Source organism: Photobacterium damselae subsp. damselae (assembly GCF_038086725.1).
Lineage (GTDB): Bacteria > Pseudomonadota > Gammaproteobacteria > Enterobacterales > Vibrionaceae > Photobacterium > Photobacterium damselae.
In genome coordinates, this window is the sequence record NZ_CP146970.1 from 1,446,285 (window position 1) to 1,467,160 (window position 20,876).

The window sequence follows — 20,876 nt, forward strand, 5'->3', positions numbered from 1 at the left end:
GCATTGCTTTTTAAATCATAATCACCCCAGTAACTATAGGTCGAAAAAATAGACAGTTCGTTCTAATTTTATGAATGTTATTAAAGAGAGAAAATGAAAGAATTGCGTGATCTCTGTCGATTTTAGAAAGAGAGATCTAATTTTGCTTGCTACTCTCAAAGCAGAGTCACTTTTTATGAACTCATTTGGATAATAAATCTGGATTTTGTTTTGCTACAGGAATGTACCCATGCCGAGTGTTTCACTACTGGATTTTAGTTTTTTGTTTTTTGAGTCACAGCAAACACCAATGCATGTTATTGGTCTGGTTGTTCTTGATCCACCTAAAGAGCATAAACATCACTATGCGCAAGATCTCTATGCTGCTTTATTGCAAGAGACCGAAGTGAGCGCCCCTTTTAATTGGCGACTACAATGGTCTATAACAGGAAAACCAAGTTGGCAGCAATTAAAGTCGGTGAATTTAGATGATCATCTGCGTATTACCATGTTGCCATCGCCCGGAACAGAAGAACAATTACAAAAAGTGGTAGGGCGCATTCATGGTCAAACTTTAGATCGTAGCAAGCCGATGTGGGAAGTATGGATTATTGGCGGTTTGCAAGATGATAAAGTCGCTTTAGTTTTAAAGATCCATCACTCTATGGCTGATGGGATAAAAGCAAGTTCTATTTTTAACCGTAGTTGTGGTCTAACACCGGAAGAGTCGTTTAATAAACCGATGTGGCAGTTTGATTTAACAAAAACGGCGAAGGAAAGAGCACAAGAAAAACATTTAGCTGATCTAGTAACAAAAGCGGCGACTCAAGCCACAAGACAATTATCGCTCATTCCATCTATGTTTCGATTAGGCAGTAAATTGGCATTAAAAGCACTTAATATTGCCGATTGTGATCTAAAACTGCCATTTACTGCGCCTAAAACCATACTTAATCTTAGCCCTAAACGCAGTCGAGCAGTGAGTACTGGTAAGTTTTCATTTGCTCAGCTCAATCATATTCGCAGTATCACAGGGGCATCGGTAAATGATGTGCTGTTTGCAATTAGTGATCAGGCATTAAACCGCTACCTAAATGATAGAGCGGTTCCACTTCGTAAGCCGTTGGTGGCGATGATGCCTATTAACTTACGTAAAGAAGGGGACGGCAGCAAAAGTAATCGTATGTCGATTGGTCATGTTGAGCTAGGTAAACGTGATTTAACGGTATTAGAGCGGCTTGAAACGATTCAACGTGCAACCGTCGATTTGAAAAATGAAGCGTTGAATATCTCACCAGATGCTTATGTGAACTACTCATTTTTGGTTAATGGTGTCTCACTAATTAGCGGTAAATTTGGTTTAAACAGCTTTGTACCACCTGCAAGTAATTTATTGATTTCAAATGTGCCAGGGCAAAAAGAAACGGCTTATTTTATGGGAGCAAAAGTGGATGCTCAATATCCTGTTTCACTGTTAATGCCTGGGCAGACTCTTAATATAACGTTTTACAGCTACGCAGGGACATTACATTACTCTTTGGTTGCATGTAATCAATCATTACCTGGCTTTGAAGATATTGGTTCATACATGCAAGAAGCATTAGGCGATCTTGAAGCGGAAGTGATGGATGTCGCAATCGATGCTGTTGGTGAGCAGGTAAGTTTTCATGATGAAGAATCCCTTGCTTTAGAAATGGCTGTCGTGGCGGCAAGAGAGTCATTAAGGCCGACTGACAGTGCTTTTGATGTTATTTATCAGCAGAAGATGCAACGAGTTGAAGAGTTAGAGCGTCAATTAGTTCAACTGACAGCTGCTTTGGAAAATACCATTAAGCTCGATCCTAAATTGGTCGCGGTTAATGATGAAGAGGTGAAAGAGAAAGTGGCGAAACCTCGTAAGCAGACTAAGAAGAAGGTTGAGTTAAGCGCTTAAATTTGAATGAGTAAAATTGGTGGCAATAAAAAAGGCTCTTAATGACAAACTTAAGAGCCTTATACCTAAGTAACTAGCACCTTAAACCATTTGGATATATAAGGAAAAGTTGGGTATATAAGGGAAAGGTATTATGCGTAAACTTGGCTTAGTTGACTGACTTTATCAACATATTGGGTTTGGGCATCTTCTTGGCTCATTCCTTTTAGCTCTTCCCAAGCCGCATATTTTGCACCACCTTTAAGGTCAAAAAGACCTGGGCGTTTACCATGAACATCGCCTTCGGTTGCTTGTTTAAATAAGGCATACAGGTTAAGCAGTTCATCATTAGTAGGACGTTGAGTCAGTTGTTTAACATCTGCTTGTGCTTGTTCAAATTGGGCTTGTAAATTAGACATATTAAAGTTCCTTTTTATGCTTTTTGTTTCTTATGTTTTACTTTAACGCAATAATCTTTTTTGTCTGTAATTAATCTATAAAAATAATGCATGGATCACTTATTTTTCTATAGTTAAATTTATAAAAGTGAATATATTATCCTTATTTATCATTGGGTTGTTATAGAAGTTGTTGTAAATATTGAATTTTGTTGCTCATGGAGGGCGTATGTTCGATTATATTATTGTCGGGGCTGGATCTGCTGGGTGCGTTCTTGCTAATCGTCTATCAGCAAATTCTCATAACAAGGTGTGTTTAATTGAAGCCGGACCTCAAGATAAACACCCAATGATTCATGTCCCTCTAGGACTTATTGGTATGATGCACTCCAAGGTAATGAATTGGCGTTATTATACCGAGCCAGAACCTGCCCTTAATGAACGAAAACTATTTTGGCCACGAGGTAAAACGTTAGGTGGGAGCAGTTCATCAAACGCGATGTGTTATATTCGAGGCCACGCATCCGATTATGATCATTGGGCATCATTAGGTAACGCAGGTTGGAGTTACCAAGATGTTTTGCCTTATTTTCGTAAAGCTGAGCATCAAGAATTTGGTGAAGATATTTATCATGGCAGCAATGGTCCGTTGCATGTTTCAGAATTGCGTATTAAAAACCCACTTTCTCAAGCCTTTATCAAAGCCGCCAAACAAGCCGGTTTACGCTATAATGATGACTTTAATGGCCAGCAACAAGAAGGGATTGGTTTTTATCAAGTGACACAAAAAAATGGTCAACGCTGTAGCAGTGCTGTTGCCTATTTACGAGAAGCTGAGACCAGAGATAATTTAACCATAATAACAAATGCTATGGTGAATAAGGTCTTAATCGATAATGGTGTTGCTGTTGGTGTCGAGTATCAACAAGGTGGTGAAATAAAAGCGGTTCATGCTCGTAAAGAAGTCATTTTAAGTGGTGGGGCAATAAACAGTCCTCAACTTCTAATGTTGTCTGGTATTGGTGGGAAAGAACATCTTAATGCTCATGGCATCGAATGTGTGGCTGATCTTCCCGGAGTGGGACAAAATCTGCAAGATCATCTCGATATTTTAGTGGTTACCCGTGAAAGAACATTCCATTCTGTCGGCTTTTCTCCTATTGCCATGCTGCGTGCTATTAAAGGGGCGTTTGACTATTGGCTATTTAGGCAAGGTAATTTCACCACTAATGTTGCAGAAGCGGGAGGTTTTTTAAAAACTGATGACGAGCTCGATAAACCCGATGTTCAGTTTCATTTTTCACCTTGTTTTTTAGATAATCATGGTTTGGATTTATTACAAACTGTCAAACATGGTTATTCTCTTCATGCTTGTTGTTTACGTCCAAAAAGCCGTGGTGTGTTGATGCTCCGAGACAGCAATCCGCAGAGCCCACCGATTCTACAACCCAATTATTTAAGTCATCCTGATGATATTGAAGTCATGCTAAAAGGCCTTAAAGTATCGCGCCAAATATTGGCTCAGAAAGCGTTTGACCATTATCGAGGCAAAGAAGCTTTTCCAGGAAAAGAGGTGGCGACAGATGATGAATTAAGATCCTTTATTCGTCAAAAAGCAGAGTCAATTTACCACCCAGTTGGCACTTGTAAAATGGGAAATGATAAAGCAGCGGTAGTAGACAGTTGCTTACGTGTTCGGGGAGTCGAGCAGTTAAGAGTCGTTGATGCTTCTATTATGCCAACCTTAATCGGGGGTAATACAAATGCTCCGACTATTATGATTGCAGAAAAAGCATCGGATCTTATTTTACAAGATAATATTTTTGAGGCATCGGATGAAATCACCTCAGTCGCTGTTTAATCAATGGCGCACTCATTGGCAAAACCAGAGCCAAGAGTGGAAAGATAAAATTGATATGCTTTTACCATCGGTTAGTAACGATATTGTATTGGCTGCTTTTAATGGCATGATGGGGGATAAGTTAGCGGCTCGTAATAGTCCTTATGCCATCACAATGACACTAACCGATCAGATCCAAGTATTAAGCGATCAAACAAATGTGCTTAGCAAACAGTACCCGAATTTAAGTAATAAAGTTGTAATCTGTGTCCATGGTTGGTGCATGTCAGATAAACAGTGGCTTTATCAGCAGCATGATCATGGACAAGCATTGAAGGCCTACGGTTATTATCCGATTTATTTAAATTACAACACAGGTAAACATATCTCTTTAAACGGTGAAGAGTTTGCGTTTCGATTAGAGAAGTTATTACAAGCTTGGCCTGTCGCGATTGAAGAGTTGGTTATTATTGGTCACAGTATGGGTGGATTAGTGACCCGCAGTGCCTGTTATTATGCGAAAGAGCATCAATTAAACTGGCTTTCACAGCTAACCTCATTCATTACTCTTGGTACTCCGCATAATGGTGCGCCACTGGCTGAAATGGCAAATTGGATTGATGATAATGTTAAGCAAAAAGCGACTTTTAAGCTATTGAATCAATTAGCCGATATTCGTAGTGACGGTACTCGTGATCTGAGCTGCGGTTATACTATTCATCAAGATTGGACCCAAGATAGAGATCCCAAGCTAGATAAATATTTACCGCCCAATCCGCCCAAAAAGAGAGCAGAACTGCCTGAACATGTCCAGTGTTATGCGGTTGCCTCATGCGTCACAAGTCGCCGAGTTGATCAACAGTTGCATCTTATTGGGGATGGGTTAGTTCCTGTCACAAGTGCTTGGGGGATGAGTGAAAGTGGTTTGGTTAGTTTAGGATACGAGGAATCACATCGATTTCTGGCTGAAAAAGTGACGCATTTAGGACTTCTAAGTAGCCCTTTGGTATTAAATCAAATCGTTAATTGGTTAAACATAGCTCAGCAAAAGGATAAAAAATAAGATAGGATGTTAGTCCCAGCACAGGGGATAACTATTACAGTCCATTAGAGATTGATTGTGAAACGTATTTTATTTTTATGTACCGGTAATTCCGCACGCTCTCAGTTAGCTGAAGGCTTAATGCGACATATGTGTCGAGAGCAAAATATCACTTATCAAGTGGCCAGCGCAGGTGTAAAACCCGAGGGTGTAGATCATCGGGTCGCTATAGTATTGGCTGAAAACGGTATTGATAGTGATGATCTTATCAGTCAATCGGTTGATGAGTATCGAGGCCAACATTTTGATGTCGTGATTACACTCTGTGATAAAGCCAATAACGAGTGTGCTTTATTTGACAACTCAGAAGCGTTTATTCACTGGGATTTTAAAGACCCCAAATCTGAAGAAGGCATTGATGGTTTTCGACGAGTATTCAATGAGCTAAAAGGGCGTATCGCACTTTTCTTATTATTAAACGGTGAAGACTCAAGTGATGTTTTGGGGCCTGTTGAACTGTTTAAAGTCATGAGTGATCCACTTCGTTTACGAATTTTAATGTTACTGGTTGATGAGAAAGCGCTTTCCGTTTCTGATTTAACCTCGGTATTAGAAGTAAGTCAGCCTAAAGTTTCTCGTCATCTTGCTCTGTTAAGAGATAGCGGTATTTTGCAGATAGAACGCCAAGGTTTATGGATTTTCTATCAATTATCTAATCAGCTACCAATATGGATTAAACATACGTTAGACACAGTAAGAACGGGTAATCCAGATATTATCAATCACGAGAAAAAACTGCTGCGTCATTTAGGTATAAAGAAAAAAAACTAAAAATAGGTTCTTTAATGTTGCGAAAAGGCTTGTTAGTGCTATGTCATTAACAAGCCTTTTTTATTTATACGTTAATAAAAATGATGACAAATCAGCCTAAAAAAAGTATATATACGTTATTCCATATATATGGTTTGTCGAATATTTAGTGATTAAGTGACAAGTGGAGAACATAAGATGGCGATAAAAGTAGGTATTAATGGTTTTGGGCGTATTGGTCGTTTAGCAATGCGAGCTGTATTCGATTGGCCTGAGATCGAAGTTGTTCAAATTAACGATGTAGCCGGCGATACAGCAACCTTAGCTCATTTGTTAGAGTTTGATTCAGTTCAAGGTCGATGGAATAAGACCGTTACTGTTGATGGTCAGACAATACTGATTAACGGTAAAGCCATCACTTGTCACCAAGAAAAAGAGATTGCGGCTGTCGATTGGTCTGGTTGTGATGTCGTGTTAGAAGCAACTGGTGTTCATCGTGATAAAGCATTACTCGATCAATATATTGCGCAGGGTGTAAAGCGAGTTGTCGTCTCAGCTCCTGTTAAACATCCTGATGTGCAAAATATTGTGGTTGGTGTTAATGACAACTTATTTGAGCCGGAGAAACACACTATAGTGACTGCGGCATCATGCACAACCAACTGTATTGCTCCAATCGTGAAAGTGATCAATGAGCATTTTACCATTGAGCAATCTTCTTTTACGACGATTCATGATTTAACTAATACTCAAACTATTTTAGATGCACCGCATAAAGATCTTCGTCGTGCTCGCGCTTGTGGCATGAGCTTAATTCCAACTACAACGGGCTCTGCAAAAGCCATTATTGATATTTTTCCTGAACTTGATGGCAAAATTGATGGCCATGCTGTTCGTGTACCGCTTGCCAATGCTTCCATGACCGACATTATTTTTAATCTGGCTGAAAAGACGAGTGTTGATGAGATCAACTCATTGCTACAACAAGCTGCTAACAATGAGCTATCGGGTATTTTAGGTTTTGAAGCTCGTCCCTTAGTCTCGATTGATTATAAAGGGGAGCAGCGTTCTACCGTTGTTGATGCACTTTCAACCATGGTGGTGAATGGTCGTATGGTAAAAATCTATGCTTGGTACGATAATGAAATGGGATACGCAACGCGTACAGCTGAATTGGTTCGCAAAGTAGGGTTGGCAGACAAAGTACAATAATAAACAAGAGCATAAAAATAGTGTGCAACTCGATAAAATTAAGATCTTAGGAGAGAGATAATGGAACATCCTGTATGGTTTTTACCAGTAGATAATGCAAAAGGGCAATTGGTTCTTACTCCATGTCCAGGTACAAAAGGGGTATCCCTTGATGCGTCTTTACAACAATTAAAGCAGCAAGGTGTGAAAGCCATTGTGACAGCATTAAGTCAAGCTGAGTTAGAGAGCAAAGGGGTTGGCCTGTTGGGGGAGAAAGCCCAAGAACTCGGTATAAAATGGTTTTCTTTACCTATTGATGATGATGCAGTGCCAGATGAGCATTTTGCTACTCAATGGCAAGCTATATCCTCTCAATTGCACCAGATTATTGAGAATCAAGATAATGTTATGTTGCACTGTATGGGTGGTTCGGGTCGTACAGGTTTGCTGGCTGCTCACTTGTTATTGGAATATGGATGGAATATCGACACGATTATTGAACAAGTTCAAGCATTAAGGCCAAATGCATTTACCCATGCCGATCAACAACACTATGTTCAACAATTGGCAAATGTGAAGCAATAATCACGCGTAGAATCCAGCATTTGAAATATCATAATTAGGTTTTTTGACTATGTTCTCAACCATTCCTGCTAATGTTCGTCAATATATGTTGGTGACATTTAACTATTGGAATTTTACTGTTACCGATGGCGCTTTACGTATGCTGGTGGTGCTGTATTTTCACCAGCTAGGTTATTCGCCATTAGAAATTGCTTCGTTGTTCTTGTTTTATGAATTCTTTGGTGTGGTAACTAACTTGATAGGTGGTTGGTTGGGAGCCAAACTTGGCCTAAATCGCACTATGAATATCGGCTTGGCGCTACAAATAATTGCATTGAGTATGCTTGCAGTACCCACTGATATGTTAACGGTGATTTGGGTCATGTTAGCGCAAGCAATCTCAGGTATTGCTAAAGATCTCAATAAAATGAGTGCCAAAAGCGCCATTAAAACATTGGTACCGAGTGGCGAACAGGGCGCGCTCTATAAATGGATTGCCATTCTGACAGGCTCTAAAAATGCTTTGAAAGGCGCGGGTTTCTTTTTAGGTGGTTTCCTTTTGTCATGGCTGGGTTTTTCTGGTGCGGTTATAGCGATGGCAATCGTGTTACTTGCGGTATTTATCCTTAGTCTCTGCTATTTAAAAGGAGATTTAGGCAAAGCTAAGCAAAAAGTGAAATTCAGTCAGATTTTTTCAAAAAGCCCAAGTGTGAATATTTTATCTGCGGCTCGAATGTTTCTATTTGGCGCTCGTGACGTTTGGTTTGTTATTGCTCTACCTATTTATCTTGGTCAAGTATTTGGTTGGGATCATCTCTGGGTTGGTGGCTTTCTTGCTCTTTGGATCATTGGATATGGTATTGTTCAAACCCTTGCTCCTAAGGTTACTGGAAAAGCACAAGGTAAAACACCCGATGGTCGAGCTGCAATGGGCTGGGCTGGCTTACTAGCAACCGTAACTGCTCTGATTGCGCTTCTTGTCACCTTTAACCTTTCTCCTCAAATCACTATTGCATTGGGCCTTATGATTTTTGGTGCCATTTTCGCGGTTAACTCATCATTACATTCGTATTTGATTGTTAGCTATGCCAAAGAAGATGGCGTCAGCTTAGATGTGGGCTTCTATTATATGGCCAATGCAATGGGTCGTTTAATTGGTACCCTTTTATCTGGTTGGGTCTATCAAACTCAGGGATTTGTTGCTTGCTTATGGGTATCGGTAGCATTTTTGGTATTAACAACAATTATTTCTGTTTGGCTACCAAAACACAGTGTTTCTACATCTCACTCTTCTATCTCTTAGTAATCTATAGTGTGTCATGTTATAAAGATAAGAAAATTACTAAGTGGAATAATAGTGCATGCAAGCAATCTGTTTTGATTTTGATGGAACCTTAGTCGACTCCGAAGTTTTTCACGCGGCAAATTGGTCGCTTTATATGGCAAGCCATGATGTTGAGTTATCGGCAGATGTTTTCATGCATAAGTACGCAGGCGTAACATGGCCAAATATTGCTAAGATCCTGATTGAAAAATTTCAGCTTAACGTTGAGCCACAACAGATTGTGGATGATATGGAAGCGCTAACTGAAGAGCAAATTCGAGCGAAAGGTATCCCTGCGAAAGAGGGTGCTGAGACTTTGTTAAAGCAGCTAACTGGTAAAGTACCATTGGCTGTTGTTACAGGGGCTCCGCGCATCTATGTTGAAGGAATTCTAGCGCAAAAAGGTTGGTTAGAGTGGTTTGATGTTATCTTTACAGGGGACGATGTCGAACACAATAAGCCTGCTCCAGATATCTATCAGCTAGCATGTCAGCACTTTGAACTACCTACGGAATCTGTAATTGCGGTGGAAGATAGTACAACAGGGGCGACATCTGCATTAACTGCAGGGCTTAAGACAATTTTTGTAAATACGATTAATTTGCCAATAAGTGGGCAAGCTGCTCGACATTTTTCTGATTTAATTGAAGCTCAACCAACAATTTGTGCCATGCTAAGTCTTGATTGTGACAAAAATAACAAGCAACATGTAGCCTAATGAACGACTAACCTTTGGGTTATAACTCTCTTAGCGGTAAGAACAGGATAAAAATGGAAAACCAAGACGAAATCATGACAGGCGATATGCTGGTTGAAACAGTAGAAAACCAACTAGCAGATAGTAATCCTATTGTTGTGAAAGAGACTTTAATGCGTCTTATGATGACAGGTACATCTCGCGAAGACGCTATCGAAATGATGGCTTGTGCGCTATCAATTGAAGTGTTTGACGTAATGAAAAATGAAGGTAAATTTGACCTAAAACGTTACAGTGAAAATCTGTCAGCACTACCAGATATGCCATGGACAGATGACGAGTAATCATTAATCCTGATTAAAATTTATCGAGACAATACGATAGGTTTAAATAAGGCGAGTGAGTGGTTTAGTACTCTCTATGGGTATTAAATTACTCGCTCGCTTTTTGTTTTGTGGAAAATATCTTAAGTACATCCTCCTGTTATTTCTGTCATCTGCAATGTGTTTATCTGTATTTCAATATGTAACTAGATGCTAACTCTTATTTTGTGGGTTTACATGGCTTTATATCATGTGATCTTAATCAAGTTTGGTTTAATCAACTAGGTTCTAAACTATACTTAGATTGATTTGTTAATTATTGTTTAAATTATGGTTACACATTCTGCTTTAATTCCATTATCGTATTTTTAGCGGTTTGCTAATGCTGGTAGACGAGACTGCGAGGATAGAACAATGATTATCGGTGTACCTAAAGAGATTAAAGTTCATGAGTATCGAGTAGGGATGATCCCTGCATCGGTAGTTGAAGCGGTTGCACATGGCCATAAAGTATATGTAGAAACACTGGCTGGACAAGGTATTGGTTTTAGCGATCAAGATTATATTGATGCTGGGGCCCTTATTTTACCAAGCGCTGCTGCCGTATTCGCTGAAGCAGACATGATCGTAAAAGTAAAAGAGCCTCAAGCTATTGAACGGGCGATGTTGCGAGAAGGGCAGATTCTTTTCACCTATCTACATTTAGCTCCCGATCCTGAGCAAACTCATGACTTAATCAATAGTAAGGCGATTTGTATTGCTTATGAAACGGTAACCGATGATAAAGGTCGCCTTCCTTTGCTTGCACCTATGTCTGAGGTTGCAGGGCGGATGTCAATTCAAGCTGGCGCTTTAGCACTTGAAAAATCTCATGGAGGTAAAGGTCTATTACTGGCAGGTGTTCCTGGAGTAGAGCCGGCAAAGGTAGTTATTTTAGGCGGTGGTGTTGTTGGAGCTAATGCTGCACAAATGGCTATTGGTTTACGTGCCAATGTCGTAATTCTTGACCGAAATTTGGATGTATTACGCCAATTAGATCAACAGTTTTCGGGACAGGTACAATGTATTTATTCGACTAAAGAATCTGTCGAAAAGCATGTTTTAGATGCAGATCTTGTCGTTGGGTGTGTGCTAGTTGCTGGCGCTGCGGCACCAAAACTGGTTACCGCCGATATGATCAAAAAGATGCAACCGGGTTCGGCCATTGTGGACGTAGCGATTGATCAAGGTGGGTGTGTCGAAACGTCACATCCAACAACACATAATGATCCTACTTATCTGGTGGATGATGTGGTTCACTATTGTGTTGCGAATATGCCAGGGGCGGTGGCAAGAACATCAACCTTTGCCCTTAATAATGCAACCTTGCCATATATACTCAAGCTTGCGAATATGGGTTATAAGAAAGCGCTTCAACACGATAAACATCTGCTTAATGGGTTAAATGTTTATCGTGGAAAAGTAACCTGCGAAAGTGTATCTACGGCTCTAGATTTACCTTATTATCCTGCAGATAAAGCAATAAATTAACTAACGACTAAAAAAATAACGCCCAAATTACATGATAGATTTGGGCGTTATTGTCTCGGCCAAAGATGTTTAGTCTCGGGCTTATTAAAGCTCTTCTGCTAAATGAGGCGTAACTAATCGCTCTAACATTGCCAAAGAGGCTTGATGATCTTCATAGCTATGTGAAGCACACGCATCTGTGATCAGATGAACTTGATAGTCTCTATCGTGGGCATCACGTACCGCACTTTGAATTGCCCAACTGGTGCTAACACCACAAAAGTATAGCTGTTCGATTTTATTTGCCCGCAACATAGCATCAAGAGAAGTATTGTAGAATGGATTTACTCTTGGCTTAATCACAACAGAGTCATGAGGTTGAACATCAAGATCACAATGGAATTCAGTTCCCCATCCTGACAGATTTAAAGCGCCAAACTGATCCGCTTTGCCAAATATAGGAGAGTGCTTTGGTTGGGCAAAATAATTGTCTTGAAAACCAACTTTTACAAAAATGATTGGAATGTGTTGGTTTCTTGCCCATGAAATCGCAAGATTGGCTTTATCAATGACATGATGAGTTTTTACTTGTTCTGCACAACTTGGGATTCTTCCTTTTGCATCAACAATATCGTTAATAAAATCAATGGCAATTAATGCTTTATTCATTATAGGCTCTTTATCAAATTAAATGCTGTCTTGATTATAGATGGATTTTATTGATGGATTATAAGTTTGAAATGAAAAGTGATTTTGCAATAAAAAAGCCCTAATACTGAGTAAGTAATTAGGGCTTATTTTTAAAATAACAGATTAACCATAAGCAAAGATGACACTACCACCTTTAATGGTATCGATAATTTTCCTAGCTAATTGTGGAGGAAGAGCAGGGCATCCCCAACTGCGACCTAAATAACCATTATGTTTAATAAAAGCTTCAGTTGCGTATTTTGCACCATGAATCACAATATAGCGTTTTAAAGCATTGGTATTTTTCCCTCTTGTAAGACCTTGTAACTTAAGAGAATAACCATTGCTTCCATTATATGTGGTGGCTGTTAGATAAGTTCCTAATGAGGTTTTATGCGAATCTACCGTATTAGAAAAATTCTTAGCCATTAATAAACCACTATTAACACCATGGGCAACATAGGTTTTGTATAGTAGTTTGTTTCTTTTTAAATCAATAACATAAAATCGTTTTTCGTTAGACGGTTTACTGTAGTCAATAATTGTCAGTAACGATTTTTTCTTTCCTTTGATTTTGTTATATGCGTTAAAGCCTTTCTTAAATGCTTCGTAGTCTACAATGCCGTTGAGCTTTGCTTTTTCATAAACATACTCAACCACAATGTCTGAATTCTTTCGCTCAGTATATGAGTGGTGGTGTACTACATTACTTGCATAGGCTTGAAGAGGCATATAACTAAACATCAAAAGGAATAGAGCAAGTGCTTTTTTCATATCCTTTTAAATCTCTCTTCAATACAACCAAATTTGAAAATGAGTGCCGACTCTAGCATAAAAAATAATAAAATTAAGTCCTAGGTATGTAAAAATTAGTGCATTTTTTTGTGGACATATTTGCTATAAAATAATGAACAATGTTCTTCTATTTAAATAACATAGAGTTATTTTTTTGAACATAGTATTTAATGCTAATACTGATAGTTTTAATTGTCTTAAGTAAATGTGATGCAGGGCAGGCTTTATATTCTGTTTTATTGATAAGTGCTCTTGTTTATTGGTAGCTGAGAGTTGTTCTGAAAAGTACTGATGTTTATTGAATGTGGGGTTCTAGCTCAAATTCAGCAGTGTATACCCAAGTAACCTCGCACCTTGAAGTCACTTGAGTATATCTGTTGATAGAGTAAAAAAGCGCGAGACTTAATACTCGCGCTTAAAGTAAGTGTTGGTAGAGGGTAATAAATTAAATCTTACACACTTTTGACCAACTGCCATCGCTACCAGGAACTGAACTTGTCCACCAGTTAGCTTCATAGATGACGCCGTTATAAATTAGTTGATCACCTGTATTGGCATGGGATGGGTTGCCAGCCCAATCTGCTTGAGGCCAATCGGGATAAGTGTTGACACCTGCTGTATCGCAAGTACCACCATCACCGCCGCCTCCTTCGCCACCACCAGTGGTTAGATCACCAAGAGGTAAATCTGGTTGTTCAAACTTAAAGGCGTACTCTTTACCATTAACAATCACCGCATAGTTAGCTGGCCCAGTAATTGGTAAGTAGTAAACCATATCCAGCTCATAGCTTTCACCGGCAGGTAGAGACTTCCATTTTGGTAGTGTAAAGGCAACGCGATGCATGACACCTTCAAGACCGCCAATGTTATTCGCTTTTGTATGGCCAGAAGCAATGACTTTCAATCCACCACCAGACTGATCTTTTGCGTTATCAGGTGCTGAAGTTGGGATATCAAATTGGAACTCAGTACCACCAGGTAGATCAACGCCTGTATTATTAGTAAATGTGATCTTAGGATTAATTGGATAGTTCTGATCGCCTACTTTAAAGCCTCCAACGGATACTGCGATATCAGCTGCCTCAGTTGGAATAGCACCAGTTGCAACAGTATTGCCATAAGGAGAGGCAGACTTAAACTTCTCATAGATGGCTTTCGTCATGGTGTTACCCATGTGGTATTCACCGTTACCTGATGCACAAGCTTTTTCTGTTGCATCAATGGTTGCCGTACGCTTGCCATTGTCATCAAGTAGGTAACAGCTGTAGTCACCAGCCAGTTCCCAGAACATGATACCGCCAATCTCTTTATCGATAATGTAGTCTGCTTTTACACTGACAGAGGCTTTATCTTCGGTTGATAGGAATACGCTTTTCTCTGCGTTCCATAACCAAGGAGCAACGGCAACAGAGTCGTAGTTACGAGAGTATGTTCCAACCAATTTATCATCAGGATCATTTGTTGGATCCAACCCGTAGGCCGCAGCATATGATCCAAATACGCCATGCTCTAAGTTTTTAGCATGCCACATAGGGTTAGAGCCTGCACCCATCTCTTTTCCTTGAGGGTCGAGGTCATGCCACATGTTATCAATACCGATGGCACCATAACCGCAGTTATTTTTCTCGCCTTCGCCTGTACCTGGTGCACATTCCGACTGATTTGGTAGTGGTGCTTTACCCCAAAGACCATTTTCTCCGCCTGTAACACCTTGCCAACCACGAGTATAGTATGGAACACCAATATTAATTCGTCCTGCTGGCATTGAACCGCGGAAATAATGATAAGCCCAGTCAGTATTTAGGTAGCCAATACCGCCATATGCCGCCGTGCCATAAACATTCCATGCCGCCAGTTCTGAGTCTTTTCCGGTATCAAATAGAGCAGCATTGTGACCTACGTGATCATTCCATGCGCCGTGGAGATCGTAAGACATGATGTTAACGTAGTCGAGGTACTGAGTAACATCGAATGTTTCCATTCCGCGTAATAGATAACCAGAAGATGGTGCTGCGATAGTGAGCATGTAGTGGATGCCATCTTGAGCGGAAGCCGCATCTAGTTTCTCTCGCAGAACTTTCATTAATTCTTGGTACGAAGCCCATAGATATGGACGGCGCGGCTCCATGAACTCTTTATCGTATGGGTTACCAGCACCTGCCATTGAGGTCGGATATTCGTAGTCAATGTCGAGACCGTCGAATTTGTATTTACGCATCATTTCAACAGCTGATGCAGCAAACTTCTCGATACCCGCATGATTAATCGAGCCATCAGCATTGGTGGTCATTGTATAGAAGCCGCCATCAGCAACACGATCGCCGTTGGTATCAAAGTGTCCGCCAGTTTCTGCCCAACCACCGATAGAGATGAGCGTCTTAACATCATGTTTTACTTTAGCGGTAGCAAGTGCCCCAAAGTGACCTTTAAAGCCAAGAGCTGGGTCGATTTCAACACCGTCCCACTCCATGCCAACGGCCGCATTTTTGGGGTCGTTAACATCACCAATATTCACTTTCCCATCTGCGCCAATGCTGACGAAAGCGTAGTTAATATGGGTAAGCTGCTCCCATGGAATATCACTAACAAGATAGCTACTTTGTGGGTCATTACCGGCACGCCAACTTGTGAAATAACCGATAACACGTCGAGGGTGATCGGCTCCCATCATTTCTCGGCCATCTTCATCATAAATAGAACAGTAAGGAACGTTAACTCCCTCCGTTTGATAAAGTCCATCTGGGCGACAGCTCTTAACCATTGGTGCGCCAATAACTGTGAGTGTTTGTGCCGAAGAAACGGCTACCGCACCTTGGTTATCAATGGCTTTTGCGGTGATTGAAAGCTGGCCTGATGTATTGGCTGTGTAATCTAAAGTATAAGGTTCTGTGGCGGCAGTTCCGATTAATTTGTTGTTAGCATAAAAATCGACTTTTTCAACGGTACCATCACTGTCGATGGCAGTTGCTGTAAGTGTAACAACTTGTCCTTGATCTACTTCAGTTGCTGATAATGTGAAATCAATACTTGGTGGTACATTCGCCGTATCCTGAGCGCTAAAGGATACTTGTGATTCTGTAGTTGCACCTTGGTCATCGAAAACTTTTGCAACTAGAGTGTGTTGTCCTGCAGTTGCCGTCCATTGTGAAGTGTATGGAGCCGCTGCTGATGTTGCATGTAATTGCCCATTAATAAAGAATTCAACTTTAGTAACGGCGCCATCACTGTCGGTGGCGTTGGCTGATAAGGTAACAATATCACCCGTGGTAAATACTTGGTTAGAGGTTGGGGCAGTAATATCAATAGAAGGCAATACATTATCTGTAGGGGGGGTATCAGTATTGCAGCTATCGATTAGGTTCCATTCATCATGAGGACCGGTATTTTTATCTGGACTATTATTTTGTGTCCAATAATTTGCTTTATAAGCTTTACTATTTTGTTGGACTTGATCACCGCCAACGTAAACTTTACCCGCTTCCCATTCTGCAAGATTGGTACAATCTACAGCAGCTTGGGCATTAAATGCCAGTAAGCACGATGCTGTTAGAGTGCTGAGGGTGAAAATACGTTTGGTTATCGTTCCTTGCTTTTGGTGAACCATGTATTCATCCTTTTATTGAGGTTAATTGTTCTAATAACTTCTGCTTCTTCGAAAAAAAACTATAGGTGAATACCATAAATATGCATTAAGAAATCGTTCGTTTTTCACTCGATATCGCATATTCATGCTTATTTTGTGTAACAAGTATGTTCTTATTTTGTATCAATAACTAATATTTTATAGAGATGGTTCTCAGCTGATAAGAGCGATTTATTTATGCTAAATAATAAGAACGTTCACTTTAGATGTGGTTCGATACCTAGTGGAAAATAGCAAAGGAAGGGGGATAAATTGGTTTTTAATAGGCTCATAGGCCCGATTTGTCGAGCCCTGAGGTTAATATTACGTTGAGATTATTGAATTTTCTTTTTAAATGCTTCACGGGTGGTAGCGTCTGCTTGGCTCCACCAGTAATTTAGCATCTTCGCTGCGGTCTCTTGAGCTTTGCCTTTTTGAGTCGCTGGATAATCTGCTGGATTTATTGTCGCTGGAAGCACAACTACGCTTGGTAGGCTTGCTAGAGCCGCAGGTCCATTTGTTTGATTGTATTTTGCTATTTCAACTTCGTAGTTACGGCCAATTTGAAACCCTTTTTTCATTAGCTTATCCTGCTCAAAGCTAATGTTATTACCTTGAGCATTCTTTAATGAAATTTGTGGATTTTCATTGAAGTTATCCGCTTGTTGCTCATTGCGAATTTGCGGCATAGTCAGGGTATATGTTGCATTATCACCAGCAAATTTCATGATAACAACATCAGACTCAAATGCTTGGAAATCGCCACCTTGACGGAAATTGCCGTTATAGCGCAGAGCAATCTGGTTTTCGCCATTAGGAAGTGTAATTGGGTCATTTCCTTTTGCTGACGCGCCATTAACCAGTACCAGTTCAGCATTATTTGGCAAATTTACTGTTACATCTGCAAGCGTTGAACAGCTAAAACCTGCCGCAGCAAGTACTAGGAAAAGAGAGTGCAGTTTCATATTAAGTCCTTGAAAATTATTAGCTCAAACCAAATTGATTAATAGAATAGTTACAAAGTAAATTGGTTATAGCAGCAATAACAATATTGTGCTTATTCTGGCTGAATTTAAGCTGAATGTTTAAGGAGTATATGCTTGATGAGAATAGAAACCAAGTGATGAGTTTCATATTTTTACTCAATAACTTAGTAATCAGTTGTGACAGAATATTCTTCTATAAATAAAAAACCTATTAACTCGAAAGCCAATAGGTTTTAGAAACTTGTAATATCAAACTGGCAAATTACTTAACGTAACAAGCAAAGCCTTTTAGATAGAAACCTTCAGGGTAAGCGCTATCTAATGGGTGATCAGCTGCTTGAGCAAAGCGTTCAATAAACTGAACATCACGTTTAGCATCTAATGCTGCATCTGCAATAATTTTCTGGAATAGGTTACCATCCATCAAACCAGAGCAAGAGTAGGTAAGTAGCATACCGCCTGGCTTGGTAATTTGCATTGCAAGCATGTTGATATCTTTGTAACCGCGACACGCACCAACAAGCTGAGACTTAGACTCTGCAAATTTAGGTGGATCCATAATGACAACATCAAACTGCTCACCACGATCACGGTATTCACGAAGTAGCTTAAACACATCAGCATTTAAGAATTCAGCATTCTCAAGTGGATAGCCGTTCATTTCTGCGTTCATCTTCGCAGTATCAAGTGCAGGTTGAGAAACATCTACGTTTACAACTTGGCTTGCTCCGCCTTTAAGAGCGTACAGACCAAAGCCACCTGTGTAACAGAAGCAGTTAAGTACGCGCTTACCATTAACGTATTTAACGGCTGCTTCACGGCTATCACGTTGATCAAGGTAGAAGCCAGTTTTATGACCGCCTTTGATATCAACGTTAATTTTGACGCCATTTTCTTCAATAGTAACGAACTTAGGTGGCTCATTGCCTACTAAAACACCAGTACGCTGTGCTAAACCTTCTTTCTTACGAACCGCAACATCTGAGCGTTCGTATACATTACAAAGAGGGTAACAAATCTGAAGCGCTTCTACTAAGGCCTCTTTTTGGGCTTCTGCACCAGCACTTAATAGCTGACATACTAAGTAATCTTGATATTTATCGATGGTAATACCAGGAAGACCATCAGATTCAGCTGCAATTAGACGATAACCTGTTAGACCATCGCGAGCTGCAAGAACATCACGTAGTGCTTGAGCGGTTTGCAGACGGTTAACAAAAAATTCAACATCAATCTTTTCGTTTTTATTAAATGTCCAAACACGAACACGGATTTGTGATTGAGGTGAGTAAGCACCACGTGCAAGCCATTGGCCCTTGTTATCAAAAATTTCGACGGTATCACCTAGTTGTGGATCGCCTTCAACTCGCGCAATACCACGTGAAAATACCCAAGGGTGGCGACGAAGAAGAGATTTCTCGCGGCCTTTAACCAAATAAATAGAAGCTGTCATGACATACCCAGAATGGATTCGAATGGGGGCGTATTATACCGAAAAGTGTAAAAGATGCTACGGAGATCAAGTATCTGGATGATATTAAAAGCAAGGGAAGTAAACATAACAGACTGTGACGTGAGTATTGAGGGATATAAATACTTGGGTATAAACTAAAACCAGTGCATTTTAAATTTAAGGTGATGAGTATGTCTCAAATCTGCATGAAAGCGAATGTGAAAGGCGTAGTCCAAGGCGTGGGATTTCGTTTTCATACTGCTCACGAAGGATTGAAACTGGGGTTAACTGGATACGCCAAAAATCTCTTTGATGGCAGTGTTGAAGTAATCGCATGTGGTCATGAGGAGAACGTACTGAAACTGATTAAATGGTTAGAGACAGGACCAAGGTCGGGACGGGTTGATTATCTTAATGCAGATGAAGTTGAGTGGCGTCGTATGGATGGTTTTCAAATTCTATAGTGAAACCTATAAACAAAAGAGTACTACATTGTAATAAGGTCGATTGCAATGCAGTACTCATCAATTATTCTATTTGCTAAGTCGTATACCAATGATGATCAACGAATGTACGCCTTAGAGGACCAATAGTTAGATACACTTAACTGGTTTTGGTAGGCCTGCAAGTTTAGTTGCTTGCTTTGCTGGGCCTTTAGGAAAGAGTTTATAGAGATAGCGCGAGCTACCTTTTTCTTCTCCATACTTTTTCGCCATAGCCTTAACCAGCATACGAATAGCAGGAGATGTATTAAACTCAAGATAAAACTCACGGACAAAGTGAATAACTTCCCAATGAGCTTCCGTCAGTTCAATTCCTTCTTCTTCGGCTAGTAGTGGTACTAGCTCTTTTGACCAATCATCAACATTTTTAAGATACCCTTGAGCATCTGTTTCGATTTGGTTGCCTTCAAACTCAAGCATAATAAGCCTCGATATAATTAATGGACGAAAGGATAAAATGAGCGTGGCATCGCTGCAAGTACAAATTATTGTCCATAAATAAAAAACGCCCACTCCAAGAGCAGGCGCTTTAATTTTATACGGTAATACCGAATTAGTCGTTACTATTCACCACACCTAAGATTTGAAGCAAGCTTAGGAATAGGTTGTAGATAGAAACGTATAGCGTCACAGTTGCTGAAATGTAGTTTGTCTCACCACCACGAACGATTGATTGCGTTGTAAGCAAAATCGCAGCAGATGAAAATAGAACAAACATACCACTAATCACAAGTGATAGAACAGACATCTGTAGGAAGATGTTAGCAATCACAGCAACAATAATCGCGATGAAACCAGCAAGCATCACGCCATTTAAGAATGACAAATCACGCTTTGTAGTTAGGGCATAAGCAGAACACGCTAAGAATGTTAGCGCTGTACCACCTAGAGCAGGGATAATAGCGCTGCCTAGACCTGCACCTACGTACATATTTAGGATAGGACCTAGGGTGTAGCCCATAAAGCCTGTTAGTGCAAAGACGCACACCAAACCCACACTGCTATCGCGGTTACGCTCAGTTAAGAATAGAAGGCCGTAAAAACCAACAAGGGTAACAATCCAGTGAACAGGTGGAAGGTTCATAGCCATTGCCACACCTGCAACAACTGCTGACCACAGTAGCGTCATGGATAGTAGGAAATAGGTATTTCGTAAAACCTTGTTTGTTGAAAGTACGCCTTCGTAGGAATTACGACTGACAATACGTTCGTTCATATGATAGTCCCCTTGGGATGTA

19 protein-coding genes are annotated in these 20,876 nt (G+C 40.2%); 11 read left to right on the plus strand and 8 right to left on the minus strand.

Features of this window, described 5'->3' with window-relative positions; genetic code table 11:
• The first annotated feature begins 229 nt into the window (after positions 1-229).
• Positions 230-1,912, plus strand: a complete 1,683-nt coding sequence (locus WAX86_RS06590; RefSeq protein WP_238070685.1) for a wax ester/triacylglycerol synthase family O-acyltransferase — start codon at positions 230-232, stop codon at positions 1,910-1,912.
• A gap of 131 nt (positions 1,913-2,043) precedes the next feature.
• Here the strand turns inward: WAX86_RS06590 and WAX86_RS06595 are convergent, their stop codons facing one another.
• The gene (locus tag WAX86_RS06595) at positions 2,044-2,310 is read right to left on the minus strand and encodes an acyl-CoA-binding protein (RefSeq protein ID WP_044175524.1); all 267 of its coding nucleotides are present in this window, start codon (positions 2,308-2,310) and stop codon (positions 2,044-2,046) included.
• Between the two features lie 208 nt (positions 2,311-2,518).
• Here WAX86_RS06595 and WAX86_RS06600 point away from each other — a divergent pair, with 208 nt between their 5' ends.
• The 9 genes from WAX86_RS06600 (at position 2,519) to ald (ending at position 11,610) form a co-directional block, all read left to right on the plus strand.
• On the plus strand, positions 2,519-4,150 hold the full coding sequence (locus WAX86_RS06600; protein ID WP_341489304.1) for a choline dehydrogenase: 1,632 nt from the start codon (positions 2,519-2,521) through the stop codon (positions 4,148-4,150).
• On the plus strand, positions 4,125-5,192 hold the full coding sequence (locus WAX86_RS06605; protein WP_341489305.1) for an alpha/beta hydrolase: 1,068 nt from the start codon (positions 4,125-4,127) through the stop codon (positions 5,190-5,192). Before WAX86_RS06600 ends, WAX86_RS06605 begins: the two co-directional genes overlap by 26 nt.
• Positions 5,193-5,243: 51 nt before the next feature.
• On the plus strand, positions 5,244-6,002 hold the full coding sequence (locus WAX86_RS06610; RefSeq protein ID WP_065172174.1) for a metalloregulator ArsR/SmtB family transcription factor: 759 nt from the start codon (positions 5,244-5,246) through the stop codon (positions 6,000-6,002).
• A gap of 177 nt (positions 6,003-6,179) precedes the next feature.
• On the plus strand, positions 6,180-7,193 hold the full coding sequence (locus WAX86_RS06615; RefSeq protein WP_341489306.1) for an ArsJ-associated glyceraldehyde-3-phosphate dehydrogenase: 1,014 nt from the start codon (positions 6,180-6,182) through the stop codon (positions 7,191-7,193).
• Between the two features lie 60 nt (positions 7,194-7,253).
• On the plus strand, positions 7,254-7,757 hold the full coding sequence (locus WAX86_RS06620; protein ID WP_065172172.1) for a cyclin-dependent kinase inhibitor 3 family protein: 504 nt from the start codon (positions 7,254-7,256) through the stop codon (positions 7,755-7,757).
• 49 nt (positions 7,758-7,806) lie between these two features.
• A complete protein-coding gene (arsJ, locus tag WAX86_RS06625) occupies positions 7,807-9,039 on the plus strand; it encodes an organoarsenical effux MFS transporter ArsJ (protein WP_341489307.1) in 1,233 nt (410 codons plus the stop codon).
• A 58-nt stretch (positions 9,040-9,097) separates the two neighbouring features.
• Entirely contained in the window at positions 9,098-9,778 is a 681-nt protein-coding gene (locus WAX86_RS06630) for an HAD family phosphatase (protein ID WP_065172170.1), read from the plus strand.
• Positions 9,779-9,831: 53 nt separating this feature from the next.
• The gene (locus WAX86_RS06635) at positions 9,832-10,101 is read left to right on the plus strand and encodes a hypothetical protein (RefSeq protein ID WP_005299743.1); all 270 of its coding nucleotides are present in this window, start codon (positions 9,832-9,834) and stop codon (positions 10,099-10,101) included.
• 393 nt (positions 10,102-10,494) lie between these two features.
• Positions 10,495-11,610, plus strand: coding sequence for an alanine dehydrogenase (gene ald / locus WAX86_RS06640; RefSeq protein WP_065172169.1), 1,116 nt, complete (start codon positions 10,495-10,497; stop codon positions 11,608-11,610).
• A gap of 84 nt (positions 11,611-11,694) precedes the next feature.
• On the opposite strand, the gene WAX86_RS06645 is transcribed toward ald, so the two are convergent.
• From WAX86_RS06645 to WAX86_RS06665, 5 genes are all read right to left on the minus strand, one after another.
• On the minus strand, positions 11,695-12,258 hold the full coding sequence (locus tag WAX86_RS06645; protein WP_044175533.1) for an isochorismatase family cysteine hydrolase: 564 nt from the start codon (positions 12,256-12,258) through the stop codon (positions 11,695-11,697).
• A 144-nt stretch (positions 12,259-12,402) separates the two neighbouring features.
• Positions 12,403-13,023, minus strand: a complete 621-nt coding sequence (locus WAX86_RS06650) for a murein L,D-transpeptidase catalytic domain family protein (RefSeq protein WP_370466070.1) — start codon at positions 13,021-13,023, stop codon at positions 12,403-12,405.
• Positions 13,024-13,519: 496 nt separating this feature from the next.
• A complete protein-coding gene (locus WAX86_RS06655; protein WP_341489308.1) occupies positions 13,520-16,678 on the minus strand; it encodes a chitinase C-terminal domain-containing protein in 3,159 nt (1,052 codons plus the stop codon).
• 353 nt (positions 16,679-17,031) lie between these two features.
• The gene (locus tag WAX86_RS06660; protein ID WP_068946773.1) at positions 17,032-17,661 is read right to left on the minus strand and encodes a DUF2057 domain-containing protein; all 630 of its coding nucleotides are present in this window, start codon (positions 17,659-17,661) and stop codon (positions 17,032-17,034) included.
• A 283-nt stretch (positions 17,662-17,944) separates the two neighbouring features.
• Positions 17,945-19,135 (minus strand): class I SAM-dependent methyltransferase, encoded by a 1,191-nt coding sequence (locus WAX86_RS06665; RefSeq protein WP_005299736.1) that lies wholly within the window; start codon positions 19,133-19,135, stop codon positions 17,945-17,947.
• Positions 19,136-19,326: 191 nt separating this feature from the next.
• Between WAX86_RS06665 and yccX the strand changes: the two genes are divergently transcribed.
• Entirely contained in the window at positions 19,327-19,599 is a 273-nt protein-coding gene (gene yccX / locus WAX86_RS06670) for an acylphosphatase (protein ID WP_341489309.1), read from the plus strand.
• A gap of 129 nt (positions 19,600-19,728) precedes the next feature.
• On the opposite strand, the gene tusE is transcribed toward yccX, so the two are convergent.
• Both tusE and WAX86_RS06680 read right to left on the minus strand, forming a co-directional pair.
• Entirely contained in the window at positions 19,729-20,058 is a 330-nt protein-coding gene (gene tusE / locus WAX86_RS06675) for a sulfurtransferase TusE (RefSeq protein WP_044175537.1), read from the minus strand.
• Positions 20,059-20,191: 133 nt separating this feature from the next.
• Positions 20,192-20,854 carry a Bax inhibitor-1/YccA family protein gene (locus WAX86_RS06680; RefSeq protein ID WP_065172165.1) on the minus strand — a complete coding sequence of 221 codons (663 nt, stop codon included), beginning with the start codon at positions 20,852-20,854 and terminating at the stop codon, positions 20,192-20,194.
• Positions 20,855-20,876 lie beyond the last annotated feature (22 nt).